General features: G+C 33.7%; 18 protein-coding genes. 13 read left to right on the top strand and 5 right to left on the bottom strand.

What is annotated here, in order from left to right:
* The first annotated feature begins 20 nt into the window (after positions 1-20).
* The 3 genes from Q1W72_RS06495 to queA all read left to right on the top strand — a co-directional run bounded on the left by Q1W72_RS06495 (position 21) and on the right by queA (position 2907).
* The gene (locus Q1W72_RS06495) at positions 21-347 is read left to right on the top strand and encodes a nucleotide pyrophosphohydrolase (RefSeq protein WP_099713568.1); all 327 of its coding nucleotides are present in this window, start codon (positions 21-23) and stop codon (positions 345-347) included.
* A 106-nt stretch (positions 348-453) separates the two neighbouring features.
* Positions 454-1683, top strand: a complete 1230-nt coding sequence (aroA, locus tag Q1W72_RS06490; protein ID WP_099713567.1) for a 3-phosphoshikimate 1-carboxyvinyltransferase — start codon at positions 454-456, stop codon at positions 1681-1683.
* Between the two features lie 174 nt (positions 1684-1857).
* Positions 1858-2907, top strand: a complete 1050-nt coding sequence (queA, locus tag Q1W72_RS06485) for a tRNA preQ1(34) S-adenosylmethionine ribosyltransferase-isomerase QueA (protein WP_099713566.1) — start codon at positions 1858-1860, stop codon at positions 2905-2907.
* Between the two features lie 192 nt (positions 2908-3099).
* On the opposite strand, the gene Q1W72_RS06480 is transcribed toward queA, so the two are convergent.
* Entirely contained in the window at positions 3100-3834 is a 735-nt protein-coding gene (locus Q1W72_RS06480; RefSeq protein WP_121340894.1) for an SIMPL domain-containing protein, read from the bottom strand.
* A gap of 181 nt (positions 3835-4015) precedes the next feature.
* On the opposite strand from Q1W72_RS06480, the gene kynU reads away from it, so the two are divergent.
* Positions 4016-5290, top strand: coding sequence for a kynureninase (kynU, locus tag Q1W72_RS06475; RefSeq protein WP_302137689.1), 1275 nt, complete (start codon positions 4016-4018; stop codon positions 5288-5290).
* Positions 5291-5391: 101 nt separating this feature from the next.
* Complete coding sequence (locus Q1W72_RS06470) at positions 5392-5814, top strand: glycine zipper family protein (RefSeq protein ID WP_121340895.1); 423 nt, start codon at positions 5392-5394, stop codon at positions 5812-5814.
* Positions 5815-5891: 77 nt separating this feature from the next.
* On the opposite strand, the gene Q1W72_RS06465 is transcribed toward Q1W72_RS06470, so the two are convergent.
* Together Q1W72_RS06465 and Q1W72_RS06460 are read right to left on the bottom strand one after the other, a co-directional pair.
* On the bottom strand, positions 5892-7424 hold the full coding sequence (locus tag Q1W72_RS06465) for a cryptochrome/photolyase family protein (RefSeq protein ID WP_302137687.1): 1533 nt from the start codon (positions 7422-7424) through the stop codon (positions 5892-5894).
* Between the two features lie 3 nt (positions 7425-7427).
* Complete coding sequence (locus tag Q1W72_RS06460; protein ID WP_302137686.1) at positions 7428-8069, bottom strand: flavin reductase family protein; 642 nt, start codon at positions 8067-8069, stop codon at positions 7428-7430.
* Between the two features lie 171 nt (positions 8070-8240).
* Here Q1W72_RS06460 and Q1W72_RS06455 point away from each other — a divergent pair, with 171 nt between their 5' ends.
* On the top strand, positions 8241-10631 hold the full coding sequence (locus Q1W72_RS06455; RefSeq protein WP_302137684.1) for a penicillin acylase family protein: 2391 nt from the start codon (positions 8241-8243) through the stop codon (positions 10629-10631).
* 62 nt (positions 10632-10693) lie between these two features.
* Positions 10694-12031, top strand: a complete 1338-nt coding sequence (locus Q1W72_RS06450) for an NAD(P)/FAD-dependent oxidoreductase (protein ID WP_099713560.1) — start codon at positions 10694-10696, stop codon at positions 12029-12031.
* A 60-nt stretch (positions 12032-12091) separates the two neighbouring features.
* On the opposite strand, the gene Q1W72_RS06445 is transcribed toward Q1W72_RS06450, so the two are convergent.
* On the bottom strand, positions 12092-12454 hold the full coding sequence (locus Q1W72_RS06445; RefSeq protein WP_302137682.1) for a cupin domain-containing protein: 363 nt from the start codon (positions 12452-12454) through the stop codon (positions 12092-12094).
* A gap of 63 nt (positions 12455-12517) precedes the next feature.
* Positions 12518-14038: a helicase HerA-like domain-containing protein gene (locus Q1W72_RS06440; protein WP_302137681.1), complete on the bottom strand. Its 1521-nt coding sequence runs from the start codon at positions 14036-14038 to the stop codon at positions 12518-12520.
* 374 nt (positions 14039-14412) lie between these two features.
* On the opposite strand from Q1W72_RS06440, the gene Q1W72_RS06435 reads away from it, so the two are divergent.
* The 6 genes from Q1W72_RS06435 (at position 14413) to Q1W72_RS06405 (ending at position 20159) form a co-directional block, all read left to right on the top strand.
* Positions 14413-15231 carry a MotA/TolQ/ExbB proton channel family protein gene (locus Q1W72_RS06435; RefSeq protein ID WP_099713558.1) on the top strand — a complete coding sequence of 273 codons (819 nt, stop codon included), beginning with the start codon at positions 14413-14415 and terminating at the stop codon, positions 15229-15231.
* Positions 15232-15308: 77 nt separating this feature from the next.
* Positions 15309-15920 (top strand): biopolymer transporter ExbD, encoded by a 612-nt coding sequence (locus Q1W72_RS06430; protein WP_099713557.1) that lies wholly within the window; start codon positions 15309-15311, stop codon positions 15918-15920.
* Positions 15921-15938: 18 nt separating this feature from the next.
* A complete protein-coding gene (locus tag Q1W72_RS06425) occupies positions 15939-16484 on the top strand; it encodes a biopolymer transporter ExbD (RefSeq protein WP_099713556.1) in 546 nt (181 codons plus the stop codon).
* Positions 16485-16523: 39 nt separating this feature from the next.
* Positions 16524-17318: an energy transducer TonB gene (locus tag Q1W72_RS06420; RefSeq protein ID WP_099713555.1), complete on the top strand. Its 795-nt coding sequence runs from the start codon at positions 16524-16526 to the stop codon at positions 17316-17318.
* Positions 17319-17551: 233 nt separating this feature from the next.
* Entirely contained in the window at positions 17552-18475 is a 924-nt protein-coding gene (locus tag Q1W72_RS06410) for a PstS family phosphate ABC transporter substrate-binding protein (protein WP_099713553.1), read from the top strand.
* Positions 18476-18491: 16 nt separating this feature from the next.
* The gene (locus tag Q1W72_RS06405; RefSeq protein ID WP_302137679.1) at positions 18492-20159 is read left to right on the top strand and encodes a tetratricopeptide repeat protein; all 1668 of its coding nucleotides are present in this window, start codon (positions 18492-18494) and stop codon (positions 20157-20159) included.
* Positions 20160-20223 lie beyond the last annotated feature (64 nt).

The following is a 20223-nucleotide window of genomic DNA, read 5'->3' as shown; positions in this document are numbered from 1 at the left end:
TATAATTAATAAGCATACCGATGAACCTAAAAAATTCCCAATTAGACGTTGACACTTGGATAAAAGAACATGGCGTTCGTTACTTTAACGAATTGACCAATATGGCGCAACTTACAGAAGAAGTAGGCGAAGTAGCCCGAATCATCGCTCGCCGTTATGGAGAACAATCTGAAAAAGAAAGCGACAAAAATAAGGACCTAGGCGAAGAATTAGCCGATGTGGTTTTCGTAGTATTGTGTTTAGCAAATCAAACAGGAATCGATTTGCAGGCTGCTTTCGATAAAAAGATGGGTTTAAAGTCTATTCGGGACAAAGACCGTCACAAAAACAACGAAAAACTCAAATAATTTGTGAATTGTAAATTATGAATTGTGAATGAGTAGTGGTAAATTGCGTCCTTAAATTATTTGAGTCGAATGCTTAAGCTATAACTCATAACTCATAATTAAAAACATGAATTTACTGTTACAAACTTCCCATTCTAATTTACAAGCTCAAATTGCAGTTACCGGTTCAAAAAGCGAAACCAACCGACTATTATTGTTACAAGCACTTTTTCCAAATATTACTTTGGCTAATACTTCCAACTCTGATGACAGTGAAGTCATGCAAAAAGCATTGAAAGGAAACGAGGAAATAGTTGACATTCATCATGCTGGAACGGCGATGCGATTTCTAACGGCTTATTTTGCTGTAAACGAAGGTCGAGAAGTAGTTTTGACTGGTTCTCAGAGAATGACGGAGCGTCCAATAAAAGTTTTGGTGGAAGCCTTGGAACAATTAGGTGCAAAAATATCCTACGAGAAAGAAGCAGGTTATCCGCCTATTCGAATCAAAGGACAAAAAATCACAGCTTCTAAAGTTACTATTCCTGCAAATGTGAGCAGTCAATACATATCGGCATTGTTGTTAGTGGCGCCAAAACTGGAAAACGGTATTGAAATAACTTTAGTAGGTGAAATCACTTCAGTTCCTTATATCAAAATGACTTTGGCTTTGTTGAATGATTTAGATATCAAAACCAGTTTCGAAGGAAATGTAATTACCGTTTATCCAAAACAAGAAGTGGAATCTAAAGTAATGACCGTAGAATCCGATTGGAGTTCTGCTTCTTACTTTTTTAGTTTAGCAGCTTTGGCAGAAAATGCGACGATTTCATTGACCAGTTATAAAGAAACTAGTTTGCAAGGCGATTCGGCTTTGGTTGAAATCTACAAACAAATGGGTGTTGAAACGCATTTTGATGGAAACAAAATGACTTTGGTTAAACAGTCTAATTTTAAGCCTGAAACTTTAAACTTAGAATTAAATAATACGCCAGATATTGCTCAAACCATTGTAGTTACTTGCCTTGGTTTAGGAATTGGTTGTCATCTTACAGGACTTCACACCTTGAAAATTAAGGAAACCGATAGACTTGAAGCACTACGAATTGAGCTGACAAAACTTGGAGCAAATATATCAGTTACAAATGATAGCTTGACGCTTGTGGCTTCAAATGAAATCAATCATAATATTAAAATAGCTACGTATAACGATCACAGAATGGCGATGGCATTTGCACCTTTGGCTTTAAAAGTGCCAATAATCATCGAAAATGCGGAAGTAGTTTCTAAATCATACCCTGATTTTTGGGAAGATATGAAAAAATTAGATTTTAATGTGACTGAAATCACATCTTAATTCTCAATGTTTACGGGGCTAAACCTTTGTCGCTTTGTTGCTATACAAGTTCGAAACTAAATTAAACAGCAAAACACTTGACAACGCCTATCTCACAATCGTATATTTGCACACGATTTAGAAGTATGACTTCAAAACTCATACTTCATAATCTATAACTCATAACTTTATCAAATGAAATTATCACATTTTCAATTCGATTTACCTAAAGAACTTCTTGCCGAATATCCAGCTGAAAACAGAGACGAAGCTCGTCTAATGGTTATTGATCGTAAAAAGGGAACTATAGAGCATAAAATGTTCAAAGATGTTATCGATTATTTTGATGACGGAGATGTTTTAATTCTGAATAATACTAAGGTTTTTCCAGCGCGTTTGTATGGAAACAAAGAAAAAACAGGAGCAAGAATCGAAGTTTTTTTACTTAGAGAATTAAATTCTGAGCAAAGACTTTGGGATGTTTTGGTTGATCCGGCACGTAAAATCAGAATTGGTAACAAATTATATTTTGGAGATGACGATTCGTTAGTAGCTGAGGTTATCGACAATACGACTTCACGTGGAAGAACATTGCGTTTTCTTTACGACGGTTCTTATGAAGAATTCAGAAATAAATTAACGGAACTTGGAGAAACTCCAATCCCAAAATACATTTCAAGAGACGTAACTCCGGAAGATGCGGAACGTTACCAAACCATTTATGCTAAAGAAGAAGGGGCTGTTGCAGCACCAACTGCAGGATTGCACTTCTCGAAACATTTATTGAAAAAACTGGAAATCAAAGGAATTAAATTTGCCGAAGTAACGCTTCACGTAGGTTTGGGAACTTTTAATCCAGTTGAGGTTGAAGATTTATCAAAACACAAAATGGATTCTGAGGAATTAAAAATTACTCAAGAAGCGTGTGATATTGTGAATGAAGCAAAAGCTAAAAAGAAACGTATTTGTACCGTAGGAACTACTTCTATGCGTGCCGTTGAAAGCTCAGTTTCGTCACAAAACACCCTGAATCCTTTTGATGGATGGACAAATAAATTCGTTTTTCCTCCTCATGATTTTACGATTCCAACGTGTATGATTACTAATTTCCATACGCCAAAATCAACTTTATTAATGATGGTTTCAGCATTCTGTGGACATGATTTAATGAAAAAAGCCTATGCCGAAGCAATCAAAGAAGGATATAAATTCTATTCTTACGGTGATGCGATGTTAATCATCTAATGTGTCCCGAAACTTCGGGATAATCATATTCTAAATAACAAAATCTCGTCAGTAATGGCGAGATTTTTTTTTTGGTGTGCCCCAAGGGTCGGGCTGTACGCTGTATCTTTATTTTCTTAAAGAAAGAAAATAAAGGATGCCGCTTCCATCCCTCACACAAAACAATTTCGGGATGATTTATGATTTGTATTCCTAATTCACTTGATACACCAATCGCACCGTAATATTAGCCGTTTTGTTTTTGGATTGCGTATTGAAGGAGCCGCCATAAGAAAAATCTTCCGATGAGTTTTGACCCGTAATTTGAAAAACACCCATATCTGATTTTTTTAGATTTCCTAAACTCGCATCTGCATTTTCAGCAATGCTTTTTGCTCTGATACTCGCGTCTTTTGTAGCTTCGGCAATCATTTTTATTTTTAATTCGGCAAGTTTTGTATAGTAATATTCAGGAGGAGAAGAATAAAATTCCACACCAGAATTGATTAACTCGCTTGATTGCCTGGATAATTCTTCGATTTTATTTACTTCCTTAGATTGTATACTCACGCTTTGGGTTAAGGTAAATCCAGTGAAAATTTGCTGTCTTGTCGTTCCGTTTTCATTATAAGTCGTTTCAAAATCTTTATTGAAATTAACTGCTGAGAATACCATTTCATTCGGAGCAATTCCTTTGCCTGATAAATAGCTTTTTATTTTCTCTCTGTCAGAATCCAATGCTGCGTACGCTTCTTTCAGAGTCACACTTTTTTTAGAAAAAGAACCGTTCCAAACAATCAAATCTGATACGAAATCCTTTTTTCCGGAGCCAGTTACACTTATCGTGTCATTGCTTTTATTTCGATTCTGAAAAGCATTCGAAAATAAATAGGAGGAAATTACCACGGCGATAGCAATAATAATAACGTTCAAACTGTTTTTAAGCATAGGTAAGAGTTTTAAATTCAATTAAATATAGTTAAATAACGAGTTGTTTTTTATTTCCGTATAGTATTCAGGAACTATTTTTTCTCATTCATAATTTTAACTATTTTATGTATCGTCAATCGGGGATAAGTCTTTTATGCATCAGTCTTTTTTTACTACTTTTACAAACAAAATACAAAATATGGCATTCGAAAATACCCTTGAATTTGCAAAACAACTCGATTCGCAAGATCAATTACATAAATACCAAGATGAATTTATTTTTCCGCAGGTAAATGGAAAAAAAGTAATTTATTTTACGGGAAATTCATTGGGATTGCAGCCCAAACGTACTAAAAATTATGTAGATGAGGTAATGAATGATTGGGCAAGTTTAGCTGTTGAAGGTCATTTTTACAGTGAAAAACCGTGGTGGGATTACCACGAACGATTTGCAAATCCATTAAGTAAAATTGTAGGTGCGTTACCGAGTGAAGTTACGGTGATGAATACGCTTACGGTAAATCTTCATTTGTTAATGGTTTCTTTTTACCGACCTACAAAAACCAGATATAAAATTATTTGCGAAGAAAAAGCATTTCCTTCGGATCAATATATGTTTCAAAGCCAAGTGCATTTTCATGGATACAAACCAGAAGATGCGATTGTTGAAATCAAGCGTCGCGAAGGGGAACACAACATTCGTTTAGAAGATGTTTTGGCTAAAATTGAAGAAGTAGGTGATGAGTTAGCTTTGGTCTTAATAGGCGGTGTTAATTATTACACAGGACAAGTTTTTGATATGAAAACCATTACTGCTGCTGGTCATAAAGCGGGCGCTTATGTAGGTTGGGATTTAGCGCATGCCGCAGGAAATATAAAATTGGAATTGCACGATTGGAATGTGGATTTCGCAGCTTGGTGCAGTTACAAATACATGAATTCAGGTCCTGGGAATGCTTCGGGATGTTTCATTCATGAAAAACACCACAACAATTCGGAGTTGCCACGATTCGCTGGTTGGTGGGGACATAATAAAGAACGACGTTTCAAGATGGAACCCACTTTTGATCCAATTCATGGAGCCGATGGTTGGCAAATAAGCAATTTACCGGTACTTTCTCTGGCGCCATATTTAGCATCTGTAGAAATGTTTGATGAAATTGGGATGGACGCTTTAATTCAAAAAAGAGATGCAATTACTTCCTATTTAGAATTCATTCTGCATGAAATTGACAAAGAAGTCGATAGTACTTTCGAAATCATTACGCCGTCAAATCCATTAGAAAGAGCGTCGCAATTATCAGTGTTGCTTCATGGGGAAGGACGCAGTTTGTTTGATTATCTTATGAAAAATGGTGTGATTACGGATTGGCGTGAACCTAATGTTATTCGATTAGCACCCGTTCCATTATATTGTTCTTTTGAAGACATGTATCACTTTGGACAAATATTGAAATCCGGGATTTTAAAATAGTTTAGACGCAGAATTATATAAAAAATAGTTTAAATTGTATAAAGCATATTAACAGGTTTGAATGTTTCTTTGTATTATTATTAATCGTAAAACTTAAAATTATGAAAGTATTATATTTTATACTAATAGCTGCAGTTGTTGTTTCTTGTCAAAATCAAGGAAAAATGGAAATCGAAAAAGCAAAACTAGCGACTGTAGATTCGATGAAAGTTGAAATTGAAAAACAAAGAGTTATTGATTCCATGCAGGTTGAAATGGCTAAAATTGAGGAAACCAAAATTGAAACCCAAAAAGAAGTTGTCGTTGTTAATAAACCATCGGCTACCACTACCACTACAACAACCACACAAAAGAAAGGTTGGAGCAGTACTGCTAAAGGTGCCGTAATTGGAGCTGGAGTTGGAGCAGCAACAGGAGCAATTATAAGTAAGAAAAAAGTTCAAGGAGCTATAATTGGTGGTGTTGCTGGTGCTGGTATTGGTGCGGGAACAGGAGCTATTATAGACGGAAGTAAAAAGGAATAGATTTATTCTTTTAATAAAAAAGAGTGTATAAGTTCGTATCGAATTTATACACTCTTTTTATTTATGGATGCTTCAGTTTAATAAGAATCCATATTTTGGATAATGGCATTGGCTTTAACTTTGATTTTGTATAATTCTTCGGGATTTATTTTATTCAATAAATTCAGCATCATTCCCATGCGTTGATTTCCTTTAAAATACTCTTTTTTCTCATCTAGAAAATTCCAATATAGCGTATTGAAAGGACACGCTTTTTCTCCAAATTTTTCTTTTACATTGTAATGGCATTTGCTACAATTATTACTCATTTTATTGATGTAACTTCCTGAGGAAACATAAGGTTTTGTAGCAATAATTCCGCCATCTGCATATTGTGACATACCGCGGGTGTTAGGCATTTCGACCCATTCAATAGCATCTATGTAAACGCCTAGATACCAAGCATCTACTTCATCAGGATTAATTTGTGTGAGTAGTGTAAAATTCCCTATTACCATGAGCCGTTGAATATGATGTGCATAAGCTTCGTCTAAACTTTGATTAATAGCGTGATTCATGCAATTCATTTTGGTTTTACCCGTCCAAAAAAAATTCGGTAATTTGTTGTCGTTTTTCAATACATTCATTTGAGCGTAATGTGGCATTTCTTTCCAATAAATTCCTCGAATATACTCACGCCAACCCAGAATTTGTCGCACAAATCCTTCTACTTGTGAAAGGGTTATTTCAGTTTCATTGGTATGATAAAAAGAAATAACGGTCTCGATTACTTCTTTTGGCGAAAGCATTTTACTGTTCATAGCAAAAGACAAACGAGAATGGAAAAGGAATTTTTCATCGGTATGCATTGCATCTTCATAATCCCCAAAATGTTTCAGCAGATTAGTGCAGAAATAATCTAATACCTCTAAAGATTGCTGACGGGAAGTAGGCCAACTGAAATTATTTACATCGATATTTCCAAAAGTGACGATAGTAGCTTCTTTGATTTGGGAAACAACTTCAGAAACATTGGCGTGAAAATTTTTTTCTGATGGCACAGGAACTTCACCTTTGTATTTTTTACGATTATCGGCATCAAAATTCCATTGGTTTCCCACAGGAGTTGATCCATTCATTAAAACGTGGTGTTTTTTTCGCATGTTGCGATAAAAATTCTCCATCAACAACAATTTCTTGCCTTCAAAAAAATCAGAAAGTTCATGACGCGTGGTGTAAAAATGTTCGGAGTCAAAAGCTTCTGATTCTATTTTTAGATTGGAACAAATCGTTTTTAGTTGTTGATCCAGCCGATATTCGTCGGGTAATTGGTATTCAAATTTTTCGATTTTATATTTTTCGATACAAACGGCAATGATTTTTTCTAAATCCTGTGGATTATCGGCATCCGTAATTTTAAAATAGACTGCTTGGTGTCCGAGTGCTTGTATAGTGGTGTGAAAATTTCTCATCGAAAGAAAAAATGCCACCACTTTTTGGATATGATGTTTTACATAGTCGGTTTCCTGACGCATTTCGGCAAGGACATAAATAGTATTGTCATCATTTTCATGAAACCAAGAATGTTCTAAATTCAACTGATCACCAAGGATAAGCCGTAGTTTTGTCATTTTTTATTTTTTAAAAAAGGAAGTGGTTGGAAGTTCTTTTCGAGCATATTGAAAACGATCTACTAGTTTAGGTAAACAATACCCATCAAGACCATTTAGTGCTATAACATTTCCTTTGTCAATTTGTAACCAGCCATCTTTATGTTCTAATTCTTCTTCAAAAAATAAATTTTCAATAGAGGCAATTATATGAATCGTATCATTTTCCTTGATGTAATATTCATTCACATATTTGCAATACAATTGAACTGGGCTTCCTTTCACAAAAGGGATTTCAATATTAGGTTTGTACTCTTCTTCTAAATTAGTTTTATCAAATTCAGAAATGCCTAATTCATAATTTGCTGATGTATGGTGCGCATCTTCAATCATATCTACAGTAATATGATTTACGGTAAAATAACCATTTTCTCTTATGTTTTTATATGTATCTCTGGGAACGGTTGTTGGTCTCATGATAAATCCTATTAGTGCCGGATTGCTTCCTAAATGGGTCACGCTGCTAAAAATTGCTACATTAGATTTTCCATCAAGGGATTTTGTAGCCAGAAGATTAGCTGATTTATAACCGGTGCAAGAATTAATTAAATTCAATCTTTCGACTTTCTCCATTTGAGAAATATCATCTCTAGAAATGTGTTTCATATCTTTTTAATTTGGAACAAATATACTTTTTGTTTAATTAATTTTAAAATAAATTAAACAAATTAAACAAATAATGGTATTTAATCGATTTTACCAGAATCACACTCGTTTAAATAAATTATTTTAAATAACTTTCAAATCGTATATATTTGTTTATCAATTTATTTAAATATGAAAAAACTTAAAATAGTTCTTCTCGTTTTACTTTCGGTAGTGGTAGTTTTAGTTGTGGCTTTAATTATTTATGGATTTTATCTAAAGCCAAAATATGAAGGCAAATTGCAACTGAAAAATATTCAAAAAGAAACGACAGTTTATTTTGATGAGTTTGGCGTTCCACATATTTATGCAACAAATTCAAAGGATGCAATGATGGCTTTGGGTTATGTTCATGCCCAAGATCGATTGTGGCAAATGGAATTGATGCGTCGTATTGCACCGGGACGATTATCGGAGATTTTTGGCTCAGTGGCACTAAAAAATGATAAATTCTTTGCAGGACTTGGAATTGAAGAAGCTTCAGCAAAAGCAATTGCAGCTTTGGATAAAAACAGCCCAAGTTATCAATTGACCATGGCATATTTGGATGGAATTAATCAATATTTAGAAGAAGGAACAACGCCAATAGAGTTCAGTTTGGTGGGGGTTAAAAAAGAGAAGTTTACGATTAAAGATGTTTACAATATTTTTGGTTACATGTCTTTTAGTTTTGCAATGGCTCAAAAATCAGATCCGTTATTGACTGATATTCGAAACAAATACGGAATGGAGTATCTCAAGGATTTTGGGATTGATGGTTCGTTTAATACCACCCGAATTAAAAATGCCAAAGAATCATCTCAAGAATATATTGCTATTTCAAAGTCGGTAGCTTCGATTTTAGATCAGTCTCCAATTTCTCCTTTTATAGGAAGTAACAGTTGGGTTATTGCACCAAAGAAAACTAAAAACGGGAAAGTTATTTTTGCTAATGATCCACACATTGGGTTTTCACAGCCCGGAACTTGGTATGAAGCTCATGTAGTAACGCCAGATTTTGAATTGTACGGATGTTATTTGGCAGGAACTCCATATCCTTTATTGGGACACAATCGTGACTATGCGTATGGTTTGACAATGTTTGAAAATGATGATATCGATTTGTATCAAGAGGAGAATAATCCAAATGATGCAAAAACGTACAAGACACCAAATGGTTTTAGCGCGTATGAAATTCGAAAAAAAATTATAAAAGTAAAAGATTCTACCGATGTGGTTTTGAATATTAAAGTGACTCGCCACGGCACGGTCGTAAATGATTTGATTGATGGTTTGCAGCAAGACAAGCCTGTCGCAATGTCTTGGATTTATACACAACAACCCATACAAATTCTTGATGCTGTTTATCAACTTTCGCATGCTAAAAGTAAAGCAGATTTTCAAAAAGGAGTCAGTTTAATAGCGGCACCAGGTTTGAATGTGATGTATGGCGATGCCAAAGGAAATGTGGCTTGGTGGGCAACAGGGAAATTATACAAGCATAATGCGGGCGTAAATCCTAATTTTATTTTAGATGGTGCCAGTGGCAAAGATGATATTAAAGAATATTTGGATTTCTCCAAAAATCCATCGGCGGTAAATCCAAAATGGAATTATGTGTACTCTGCGAACAATCAACCGGAACCCATAGATGGATTTTTATATCCAGGTTATTATCTTCCTGAAGACAGAGCAAAAAGAATTACGCAATTATTAGAACCAAAATCAAATTGGGATAAAACTGCGGTAGGGGAAATGATTTTTGATAATACGTCATCAGTTGCTCCAGAGGTGGTTAAGCAGTTAATCTCAAATGTTGATCAGAAAACACTTTCTGAAAACGAGAAAGAAGCTTTGACTGTTTTGAAAGAATGGAAAGGTTCGAATAATCTTGCTGATGTTGCACCAACAATTTACAATAAATGGATTTTTAATTATTTAAAAAATACTTTCGAAGATGAACTTGGTGCAGCTCATTTCAAGCAATTTTTAGGAACACATATTATGAAGCAAATCATTGCAAAACAAATTGTGAATCCAGCGTCGCCTTGGTGGGATAATATAAGTACTAAAAATGAAAAAGAAACCCGAAGTAAAATTATATCACAATCGTTTAAAGAATCAATTGTAGCTTTAGAAGAACAATTGGGAACTTCGGTTGCTGATTGGACTTGGAATAAAGTTCATACGGTAGAACATCAGCATCCATTGGGTAAAGTGGCTGCGTTAAGAAGGATTTTCAATGTAGGTCCTTTTGAGGTTTCGGGTGCTACAGAAGTCATTAATAATTTGTTTTTTGATTTTACCGATGATGGAAATTATATCGTAAAAGGAGGTCCGTCAACAAGAAGAATTATTGATTTTTCTGATATCGAAAACAGCTGGAGCATCCTTCCAACAGGGCAATCAGGAAACCCTTTAAGTGCGCATTACAGTGATCAAGCGGAGCTTTATAATACTGGAAAATTTAGAAGAATGATGCTGAATAAGGAGGAGATTGTTAGAACTTCAACAAAATTGGTTTTTATTCCACGTAAAAATTAATAGTTTTAAAGTTCTTAGTCTAATAAAATCAGTAATTTTGCTTAACTTTTTATAAAAAATTAATGCAAATTCCCAAAAAAATAGCGGTTGTAGGTTCTGGATTAGTTGGATCTTTATTAGCTATTTACCTTCGCAAAGCTGGTCATACGGTTCATGTTTTTGATAGAAGCCCAGATATCAGACAAATTCAGTTTTCAGGTCGTTCTATTAATTTAGCTATGTCTAACCGAGGTTGGAAAGCGCTTGATGGCGTAGGAGTAGGAGATGCCGTGCGAGAAATTGCCATCCCAATGGATAAAAGGGCCATTCATCTTGTTGATAAACTTAATTTTCAAAATTACGGACAAGAAGGAGAATCTATTTACTCGATTTCCAGAGGAACTTTGAATAGAAAAATGATCGATTTGGCGGAAGCCGCAGGAGCAGAATTCTTTTTCGAACATAAAATCTGGGATGTAACCTTAGATGATGCTACTTTGCACATCGGTGAAACCGAAAGAGGTGCTTGGGAAGAAAAGAAATATGATATGGTTTTTGGAGCCGACGGAGCTTTTTCCAGAATCCGTCATCGCATGCAGCGCCAAAGTATGTTTGATTATTCACAAGAATTTTTACCTATTGGATATAAAGAATTAAATATTCCTGCAAACTCGGATGCAACCCATAAACTAGACAAGAATTCATTTCATATTTGGCCTCGTGGAGAATATATGTTGATTGCATTACCAAATTTAGATGGTAGTTTTACATGTACTTTATTTATGCCTTTTGAAGGAGAAAATTCTTTTGCTTCTTTGAAAAACCAAAAAGAGGTAGAAACTTTTTTTGAGAAAAACCTTCCGGATACCATTGATGTAATTCCTAAACTGACTGAGGATTTCTTTAAAAATCCAACAAGTACATTGGTGACGATGAAATGTTTTCCATGGACTTATGAAGATAAAATTGCACTAATTGGTGACGCTTGTCATGCAATTGTTCCATTTTACGGGCAAGGAATGAATGCGGGCTTTGAGGACATTTCAATTCTTTATGAAATGATTGAAGAATACGGAGATGATTGGAAAACGATTTTCTCGGAATATCAAAAATCCCGTAAACCCAACGCTGATGCAATTGCGGAACTTTCCTATCGTAATTTTATGGAAATGAGTTCTAAAACAGCTGATGAGAAATTCTTGTTGCAAAAGAAAATCGAAAAATCATTCTCAGATAAATATCCCGAGAAATGGATTCCGCTTTATAGCAGAGTAACTTTTAGTGATCGTCCTTATGCCGAAGCTTTGGCTATTGGAGATTATCAAAATGCGATTATGGAGGAAGTTTTGAAAATGGAAAACATCGAGAATATTTGGGATACTGAAACGGTAGAGAATAAAATCTTGGAATTACTGCAATAATTTTTTCGAGTTGTTTGCTTCGATATAGTTGCGATAGATTTTTACTTCCATCGGCACTATTTATTCCTCACGATGTACTTTAGTAAAATCGAATGCAGGTTTGCAAATGGCAATATATTCACAAGGCTCATCAAAAGGATTGGAATATTGCACTCGAGTATTTTTTTCAATTTTTATAGATTGGCCCGCTTCAAGAATAACAATTTCATTTTCAATGATGAATTGCTTTTTTCCTGCAATGACATAAGTGTATTCTTCAAATTCAGGTGTTTGAAAAGGTTCGCTCCATTTAGGAGGTGCAATCATGTGTGCAATCGAAATTTCGGGATTGTTTGTGGTAGCAATTCCGTGATGCTCTTCGATTAGTTTACCATCAGTTGTTGGAACTATAAAAGGTGCTTTTTGAATAAAATATTTTTTCATTTTTAATGTTACTTTTTAAAATACCCTTTTAGAGTTTTAATTCTAAAAGGGTATTGGAGAATTTTATTTTTTAAACATTTTTGTCAAAACACCAAAAGCACCTCTTATAAAAGTAGCACTTGTCAATACTTTTAAAACGGATTTCCCCACTACACTTGCTGTACTAGGACCTTTAGCTTCTTCTTTTTCAGATGTTTTTTCCTGTTCTTGTTCTGCAGCTGCTTCTTCAATAACGGTAATTTTTTTATTTAGCATTTCATAAGCGCTTTCTCTGTCAATGAGTTCGCTGTATTTTTTTACCAGTTTAGATCTGTTATTGATTTCTTGAATTTCACTCTCAGTTAAAATATCCATTCTGCTCATAGGAGCACGCATCATTGTTGCTGCAAGTGGTGTTGGAATTCCTTTTTCGTTTAATGCAGTTACTAATGCTTCTCCAATTCCTAAGCTAGTTAAAATTTCATCCGTTTTATAAAATTCAGATGTTGGATAATTATCAGCGGTTTGTTTGATGGCTTTTCGATCATTGGCAGTAAAAGCTCTTAAAGCATGTTGAATTTTTAAACCCAATTGTGCCAAAACACCACTTGGAATGTCCATTGGGTTTTGAGTGATGAAGTAAATCCCGATTCCCTTGGAACGAATAAGTTTTACAATAGTCTCTATTTGTTCTAATAATGCTTTGCTGGCTTCATTGAAAATTAAATGAGCTTCATCAATAAAAATCACTAATTCTGGCTGGTCCGAATCTCCTTTTTCAGGCATTTGCTGATAGATTTCAGCCAATAAACTTAGCATGAATGTTGAAAATAATTTAGGTTTATCTTGAATGTCAGTCAGTCTCAAAATGTTGATGTATCCTTTTCCGTTTTCATCAATGCGCATCAAATCGTCAACGTCAAAAGACATTTCTCCAAAAAATAGTTCAGCACCTTGTTGTTCTAATTCTATTATCTTTCTCAGGATGGTGCCCGTTGTTGAAGTGGAAATTTTGCCATAGCTTTCCTCAATTTCGTCTTTTCCTTCTTCGGTAATATAATTGATTACTTTTTTGATGTCTTTTAAATCCAATAAAGGCATTTTATTGTCATCACAATATTTGAAAATAACAGAAACGACTCCGGCTTGGGTATCATTTAAATTTAGGATTCGAGAAAATAAAACCGGTCCAAACTCAGAGATAGTTGCGCGAAGACGAACACCATTTTGTTCTGATAAACTCAATAATTCAACAGGAAAACTTGCCGTATTATAAGGGATGTTTATTTTAGCATGTCGTTCAGTAATAAATGCTTTCTCTTCTCCTTCTTTTGCAATACCACTAAAATCACCTTTTATATCCATCATCAATACAGGGATTCCAAAGGATGATAATTGTTCTGACAGTACTTGTATGGTTTTGGTTTTTCCGGTTCCGGTAGCCCCTGCAATTAATCCATGACGGTTTAATGTTTTTAGCGGTATTTTTACATGTGCATTGGGTAAAGCTTCTCCGTCTAATATAGCTCCGCCAAGAGTAATACTTTCTCCTTTAGAACTATATCCGTCTGTAATTTGTTGTATGAAATCTTCTTTTCTGCTCATAATAAGTTTAGATTTAAATCATTTGCAAGGTATTATTTTTTTTACAAAACCTGAAATTTTAGTGTATACTGCAGTTTTCCTGCTTTTTTATTGTTAATAATATAAAATATTAGTTTTGACAGATGGGAGTTAGATATTGAAATATTGTGTTAATATATCATAAAAAAATACGTTATTTTTCGTAAAAGAGTAGATTTGTTTGAGTATTTTGATATAAATGCAAAGTAGTAAATTGCAAATGTGTTTTTGAAATAAATTTAATTATAATAAAATTAAAAAAAGTTTTTTTATTTAAACTAAAAATATAAATTTGCTCTACTACAAGTTTAATATAACTAAGATAATTTATTTAAAACTATTAAAATTAAAAAAAAATGGCAAACGTTAAAAAAGAAAAAGGTGCAAACGGAGGAGGAATGATTTCAGGAATCATTATTGTAGCATGTGTTTTTGTTGGATGGTTAATTTGGAATTTTATAATGGGTAATGGCGCTAATTTCGAAGGCGGTGTTAATACAGGTCACCCATTACCAGGAAATATGTTGGCAATGGTATACAAAGGAGGTCCTATTGTACCAATTTTGTTAGGATGTCTTTTGATGGTGGTTGTTTTCTCATTTGAGCGTTATGCTGTAATCTCTAAAGCAGCTGGTACAGGAAATCTTGATAAATTCATGTCAAGTGTACAAAAAGATATTAAAGATGGTAATATTGAAGGAGCTATTGCTTCATGTGACAAACAAAAAGGTTCTGTTGCAAATCCAATAAAATCAGCTTTATTAAAATACCAAGAAGTTAAAAACGAAGGTTTAGATAGCGAAGCTGCAGCTGAAACTATTCACAAAGAAATAGAAGAGGTTACTTCATTAGAAATGCCAATGTTAGAAAAACATATGACTATTCTTTCTACAATGGTATCATTAGGTACACTTGCTGGTTTGTTAGGAACAGTTACAGGTATGATTAAAGCATTTAGTGCTTTATCTGCTGCAGGTACTCCTGATCAAGCTGCTCTTGCAAATGGTATTTCTGAGGCATTGATTAATACTGCTACAGGAATTTCTACTTCAGCTTTAGCAATTATTGCTTATAACTTTTTTACTTCTAAAATTGATACTTTGACTTACTCTATTGATGAGGCAGGTAATACAATTGTAAATACTTACAGACACTACAGAAGTACAAAAAAATAATTAATAATTTAATTTGCAAGGAAATAGTAATCTGAAAAACAGATTCTATTTTCTTGTAAGTATAAAAAAATATATTAATGGCTATAAAAATGAAGAAAAAAGCAGGGTCTACGGACATGACTGCTATGTGTGATGTGGCCTTTCTATTGTTGTCTTTCTTTGTAATGACAGCAACAGCTAAGATACCTGAGGCATTGCCAGTTGATACGCCTGCATCGCAAGTTCAATCTAAGTTGCCAGATGATAATTTAGCTACTATAACTGTAGGAAAAGGAAAAGTTTTCTTTGACTTAAAGGGTAGAGAAGTTAGAAAAAAGGCACTTGAGTTAATGGGACAAAAATACGGTGTTGAATTTACGGAAGAAGAATCTGCTAAGTTTGCTTTAATGGAAGGTATTGGAGTTCCAATTACTAGTCTGAAGCAATTGATTGCAATGAAAACAGGGGATAGAAGTAAGCCAGGTTTACAGCCAGGTGTTCCTAAAGATTCATTGAATAATCAATTACATGAATGGATTTACAATTCTCGTATTGCAAATATTGATGTTAATGATAAAGAATTGCAAATTGCTATAAAAGGTGATGCAAAAGAAGAGTATCCAGCGATTAAACGCGTTATGGATATTTTACAAGATCAGAAAATCAATAACTTCAACCTTGTTACTGGTTTGAGAGCAACAGAAAAATAACTAAAAAAATACACTAAAATGGCTGAATTAAATACCGGCGACGGAGATGGCAAAAAAGGTGGAAAAGTAAGAAGTAAAAAAGCTAACTCAAAAGTAGATTTAACTGCTATGGTGGATTTGGCATTCTTATTGATTACGTTCTTTATGCTTACGACTACGTTGTCTAAACCACAATCGATGCCTTTGGGTTTGCCTGATAAAGAAGATGATCCTACTGATAAACCAATCAAGGTTGATGAAAATCGTACATTAACGGTTTTATTAGGAGACAATGATAAGATGGTTTATTACATGGGTTTATTAGCAACTCCAATTGCTGGTCCTAAAGATATTTCTTATGGTAAAGAGGGTATTCGTAAAGAATTATTGAAAAGAAAACAATCAGTAGTTGAATACACTGGGAACAAAGACAAAGGTTTAATAGTAATTATCAAACCAAGTAAAAAATCAAATTACCGTAATTTAGTAGACATACTAGATGAGATGGCTATTGTAGGCGTACCTTCAAATGCAATTGTAAATGATTTTTCTCCAGAAGAACTAAAATTGTTAGAAGGTAAATAAGATTTTAGCATTTACTCTATAACCTAATAATTAAGAAAAATGAAATTAGATATATTCACAAACCAATGGCTTGATATTGTATTCGAAGGTCGTAATAAAGCTTATGGAGCTTACGAACTAAGAAAAACAAATAACAAGACTACTGTTAGAGCACTTATCTTTGGTGCAATTGTTTTTGCTCTAGCTGTTAGTATGCCACTTATTTTAAGCTTACTACCAGATTCTTCGGAAGGTGATGATACTTTAGATACTAAAATTGTTAGTATCAAATTGCCACCCAAGGAAGAAGTAAAAAAAGATGTTCCACCACCGCCACCACCGCCACCAAAAGTGGATCAAGTAAAATTTGTTAAACCAGTGGTTGCAAAAGCGGAAGAAGTGACAGAAGAACCACCTAAAACTGTCGAAATTAAAGACAAAAAATTAGGTGATGAAACTATAAAAGGAGATCCAGATGCTGTTTTAACAGTTGAGCCGGTTGGTACTGGAACTGCAGCTGTAGTTGAAGAGGTTGATAACCAAATTTATAACACTGCTGGTATTGAGGTTAAGCCTGATTTCCCAGGAGGAATCGATAAATTTTACAAATTTGTTGGTAATAACTATCAAACTCCAGAAGAAGAAGGATTAAAAGGTAAAGTTTACGTTACTTTTGTTGTTGAAAAAGACGGTTCTTTGACTGATATTAAAGTAATTAGAGATATCGGTTATGGAACAGGAAAAGAAGCTATCCGTGTTTTGAAAAAATGTCCTAAATGGACACCGGGTGAGCAAAATGGTAAAAAAGTAAGAGTACTTTATTCTCTTCCAATTACTATTCAATCTGCAGAATAATGTTAAATAACATACTTAATAATATTAAGAAGAAATCGCTTAAAGAGCGATTTCTTCTTGTTTTAGGAATTTTGTTTTTTCTAGTTTACCTTGTTTTAGGTTTATTTATTATCTTTATGAAGAATTTCCCCCTAGCAATGGAGCCTACTTATAGAGTTGCTTTTGGGGCTTTACTTATTGTATATGCTTCTTTTAGATTCTTTCGAATTATTAATGATAATAATAACTAGATCATGAAAAATTATTCTAAACTTCCGTATTTTATATTGTTTTCAATAGTGATATTGGTGTTTGCGTGTAATCAAGCTACTAATAAAAAAGACAAAGAAACAATACTGAAAGGTTCAACCACAATTTATGTAGATGAAACTTTAGCTCCTATTATTGAAGATCAAGTAGCCGTATTTGAAAATGAATATAAGGCTAAAATAAAACTTGTTTCCAAATCTGAATCTGAAACGGTTAATTCTTTATTTAATGAAAAAGCTGCTATAGCTATTTTATCCAGAAGTTTGACAACTGAAGAAGAGAAGATTTTTAAACAAAGAAAAATTAATCCTAAAATAACTATTTTCGCTACCGATGCTGTAGCTTTTATCTCTAATAAAAGCAATAAAGATACTCTTGTAGCGTTAAATGATGTTATTAGTTTTATGCAAGGCAAGCCTGTAGCATCAATCAAAGGATTGGTTTTTGATAACCTTAACTCAAGTACAGTACGTTACATGAATTCTTTGGCTGGTATAAAAGCCATACCTGAAAAAGGTGTCTTCTCATTTAAATCTAATGATGAAGTTATAAAATATGTTTCAGAAAATGAGGGTATGATTGGTGTAGTGGGAGTTAATTGGCTTTCACAACCATTACCAGCAATGCAAAAATATGTTGATAATGTTACTACTTTAGGTGTTAAAGGTCTTAAAGGTGATAACTATTATATCCCGTCACAAAATAATATAGCAGAAGGGAAATATCCTTTGGCACGTGATTTGTATATAATCAATTGTCAAGGTTTTTCTGGATTAGGAATGGGCTTCGCCTCTTTTGTTGCTGGAGATGTCGGACAAAGAATAATTTTAAAATCTGGATTGCTACCAGTTCGTATTCCCACAAGGAAGTTTACGATAATTGGTAAAGACCAAAATGATAAAAAATAAATTAACTACAATTAAAATGAATAAATTAAAATTTTTTAGTGTTGCATTGTTGGCTTCCGCTTTTGCGAGTCAAGCACAAGATATTAATCAGGCAAAAAAGGCTATCGATGCAGAGCAATTTGAAAGTGCTAAATCGATATTAAAATCGATTATCAAAGCAAAACCAAGTAATGGTGCAGCTTTCTTTACTTTAGGGAATGTATATCTTACTCAAAGTGTAGAGGATTCTGCTAAAATTTATTTTCAAAATGGATTAAATACATCTGAAGGAGCTAAATTGAATTATATTGGTTTAGGTCAAATGGATTTAGATAAAAATGATGTGACTGGAGCACAAGCTAAATTTGCTTTGGCTACAAAAGACATCAAAAAGAAAGACGTACAAGTGTATGTTTATATAGCAAGAGCTTACATGAATGTTGCTAAACCGGATTATAAAAGTGCAATTGCAATTTTGAACCGTGCTGTGATAAACAATCCACAAGATGCGCAATTACAACTAGCATTAGGAGACGCTTATTATGGTGATGGCAAACAAAATGAAGCTTATGTTGCTTATAGAAGTGCTTTTCAAGCAGATAATACTTTGCTGAGAGCTAAAATGCAATTGGGTGTTTTGTTGAAAGGTGCTAAATCTTATGACGAAGCTTTGAAAGCTTATAATGAAGTTATCGCAATAAATCCTAATTATGGACCAGTTTATAGAGAACTAGCTGAAACATATTATAAAATAGCACGTAATAAACCTTCTCAAGCTGCTGCAAACTATAAAACAGCGATAGGGTATTATGATAAATATATGTCATTAACGGATTATTCTATTCACTCAAGAATGCGTCGTGCTGACTTCCTTATCTTGGTAGAGGATTATGCTGCTCTTGAAGTAGAAGCTAATAAGATGATTGAATTAGATAAAGTTAATCCAAGAATCTATCGTTATTTAGGATATGCTGCTTATAAAAACGGAAATGTTGATGTAGCTATCAAATCATTGGAAAGCTTTATCGCAGCTCCAGGAAACAAAGCTATCGCTTTAGATTATTTATATTTAGGTTTAACCAAAATTAAAAAAGGAACTAGCGCTGATGGATTAGCAATTGACGCAACAGCTTTTAATGCTGGATTAGTAGATATTAAAAAGGCAGTTGAAATGGAGCCTTTGGCAGTTCAAGATTTAAGCGAAGTTGGTAAAAAATTATTTACGCAAAAACTATATAAAGAAGCAGCTTCAATTTTCGAATTTGGTGCTAATATTGCAGATTCTAAAACGTATCTTGATGATAATGTTTATTATGGTTTATCAAATTATTATGCTAATAATAGTAAAGATGTAAAACCAGATGTTATTGCTTTACAAAAAGCAGATGCTGCTTTCGAAAGAGTATTAGTGGCATCGCCAACATATCATGAAGCTTATCTTTACAGAGCAAGAACGAATAGATTGCTTGATAAAGATGATATTATGACTAAAAATTATGAGGATTATGTAGCTAAAGTTACTGCTTTAGGTGCTGAAGAAACTGCAAAACCTGCTGTAAAAGCTAAAATTATTGAGTCATACAATAACATCGCTGCTAATTATGCTAATACAGATAAAGCTAAAGCGATCGAATATTTCAGAAAAACATTAGCGCTTGATCCGGCTAATACTTATGCAACTGAATCATTGAAAACATTGAAATAAGATACTTGTTTCTTAACTTAATAAACCGATAGTTTTTTAACTATCGGTTTTTTTTTGTTTAATG

Origin of the sequence: Flavobacterium sp. ZE23DGlu08 (assembly GCF_030505335.1) — a bacterium.
Taxonomy (GTDB): domain Bacteria; phylum Bacteroidota; class Bacteroidia; order Flavobacteriales; family Flavobacteriaceae; genus Flavobacterium; species Flavobacterium algoritolerans.
Note: the sequence above shows the minus strand (reverse complement) of the source record. Positions and strands in the feature narration are given on the sequence as shown.

Coding starts and splice junctions, on each gene's coding strand:
- Q1W72_RS06495 (WP_099713568.1), top strand. CDS start 21: ATGAACCTAAAAAATTCCCAATTAGACGTTGACACTTGGATAAAAGAA.
- Q1W72_RS06435 (WP_099713558.1), top strand. CDS start 14,413: ATGGCAAACGTTAAAAAAGAAAAAGGTGCAAACGGAGGAGGAATGATT.
- Q1W72_RS06450 (WP_099713560.1), top strand. CDS start 10,694: ATGCAAATTCCCAAAAAAATAGCGGTTGTAGGTTCTGGATTAGTTGGA.
- Q1W72_RS06460 (WP_302137686.1), bottom strand. CDS start 8,069: ATGAAACACATTTCTAGAGATGATATTTCTCAAATGGAGAAAGTCGAA.
- queA (WP_099713566.1), top strand. CDS start 1,858: ATGAAATTATCACATTTTCAATTCGATTTACCTAAAGAACTTCTTGCC.
- Q1W72_RS06420 (WP_099713555.1), top strand. CDS start 16,524: ATGAAATTAGATATATTCACAAACCAATGGCTTGATATTGTATTCGAA.
- Q1W72_RS06440 (WP_302137681.1), bottom strand. CDS start 14,038: ATGAGCAGAAAAGAAGATTTCATACAACAAATTACAGACGGATATAGT.
- Q1W72_RS06480 (WP_121340894.1), bottom strand. CDS start 3,834: ATGCTTAAAAACAGTTTGAACGTTATTATTATTGCTATCGCCGTGGTA.
- Q1W72_RS06410 (WP_099713553.1), top strand. CDS start 17,552: ATGAAAAATTATTCTAAACTTCCGTATTTTATATTGTTTTCAATAGTG.
- Q1W72_RS06470 (WP_121340895.1), top strand. CDS start 5,392: ATGAAAGTATTATATTTTATACTAATAGCTGCAGTTGTTGTTTCTTGT.
- Q1W72_RS06405 (WP_302137679.1), top strand. CDS start 18,492: ATGAATAAATTAAAATTTTTTAGTGTTGCATTGTTGGCTTCCGCTTTT.
- aroA (WP_099713567.1), top strand. CDS start 454: ATGAATTTACTGTTACAAACTTCCCATTCTAATTTACAAGCTCAAATT.
- Q1W72_RS06455 (WP_302137684.1), top strand. CDS start 8,241: ATGAAAAAACTTAAAATAGTTCTTCTCGTTTTACTTTCGGTAGTGGTA.
- Q1W72_RS06425 (WP_099713556.1), top strand. CDS start 15,939: ATGGCTGAATTAAATACCGGCGACGGAGATGGCAAAAAAGGTGGAAAA.
- kynU (WP_302137689.1), top strand. CDS start 4,016: ATGGCATTCGAAAATACCCTTGAATTTGCAAAACAACTCGATTCGCAA.
- Q1W72_RS06465 (WP_302137687.1), bottom strand. CDS start 7,424: ATGACAAAACTACGGCTTATCCTTGGTGATCAGTTGAATTTAGAACAT.
- Q1W72_RS06445 (WP_302137682.1), bottom strand. CDS start 12,454: ATGAAAAAATATTTTATTCAAAAAGCACCTTTTATAGTTCCAACAACT.
- Q1W72_RS06430 (WP_099713557.1), top strand. CDS start 15,309: ATGGCTATAAAAATGAAGAAAAAAGCAGGGTCTACGGACATGACTGCT.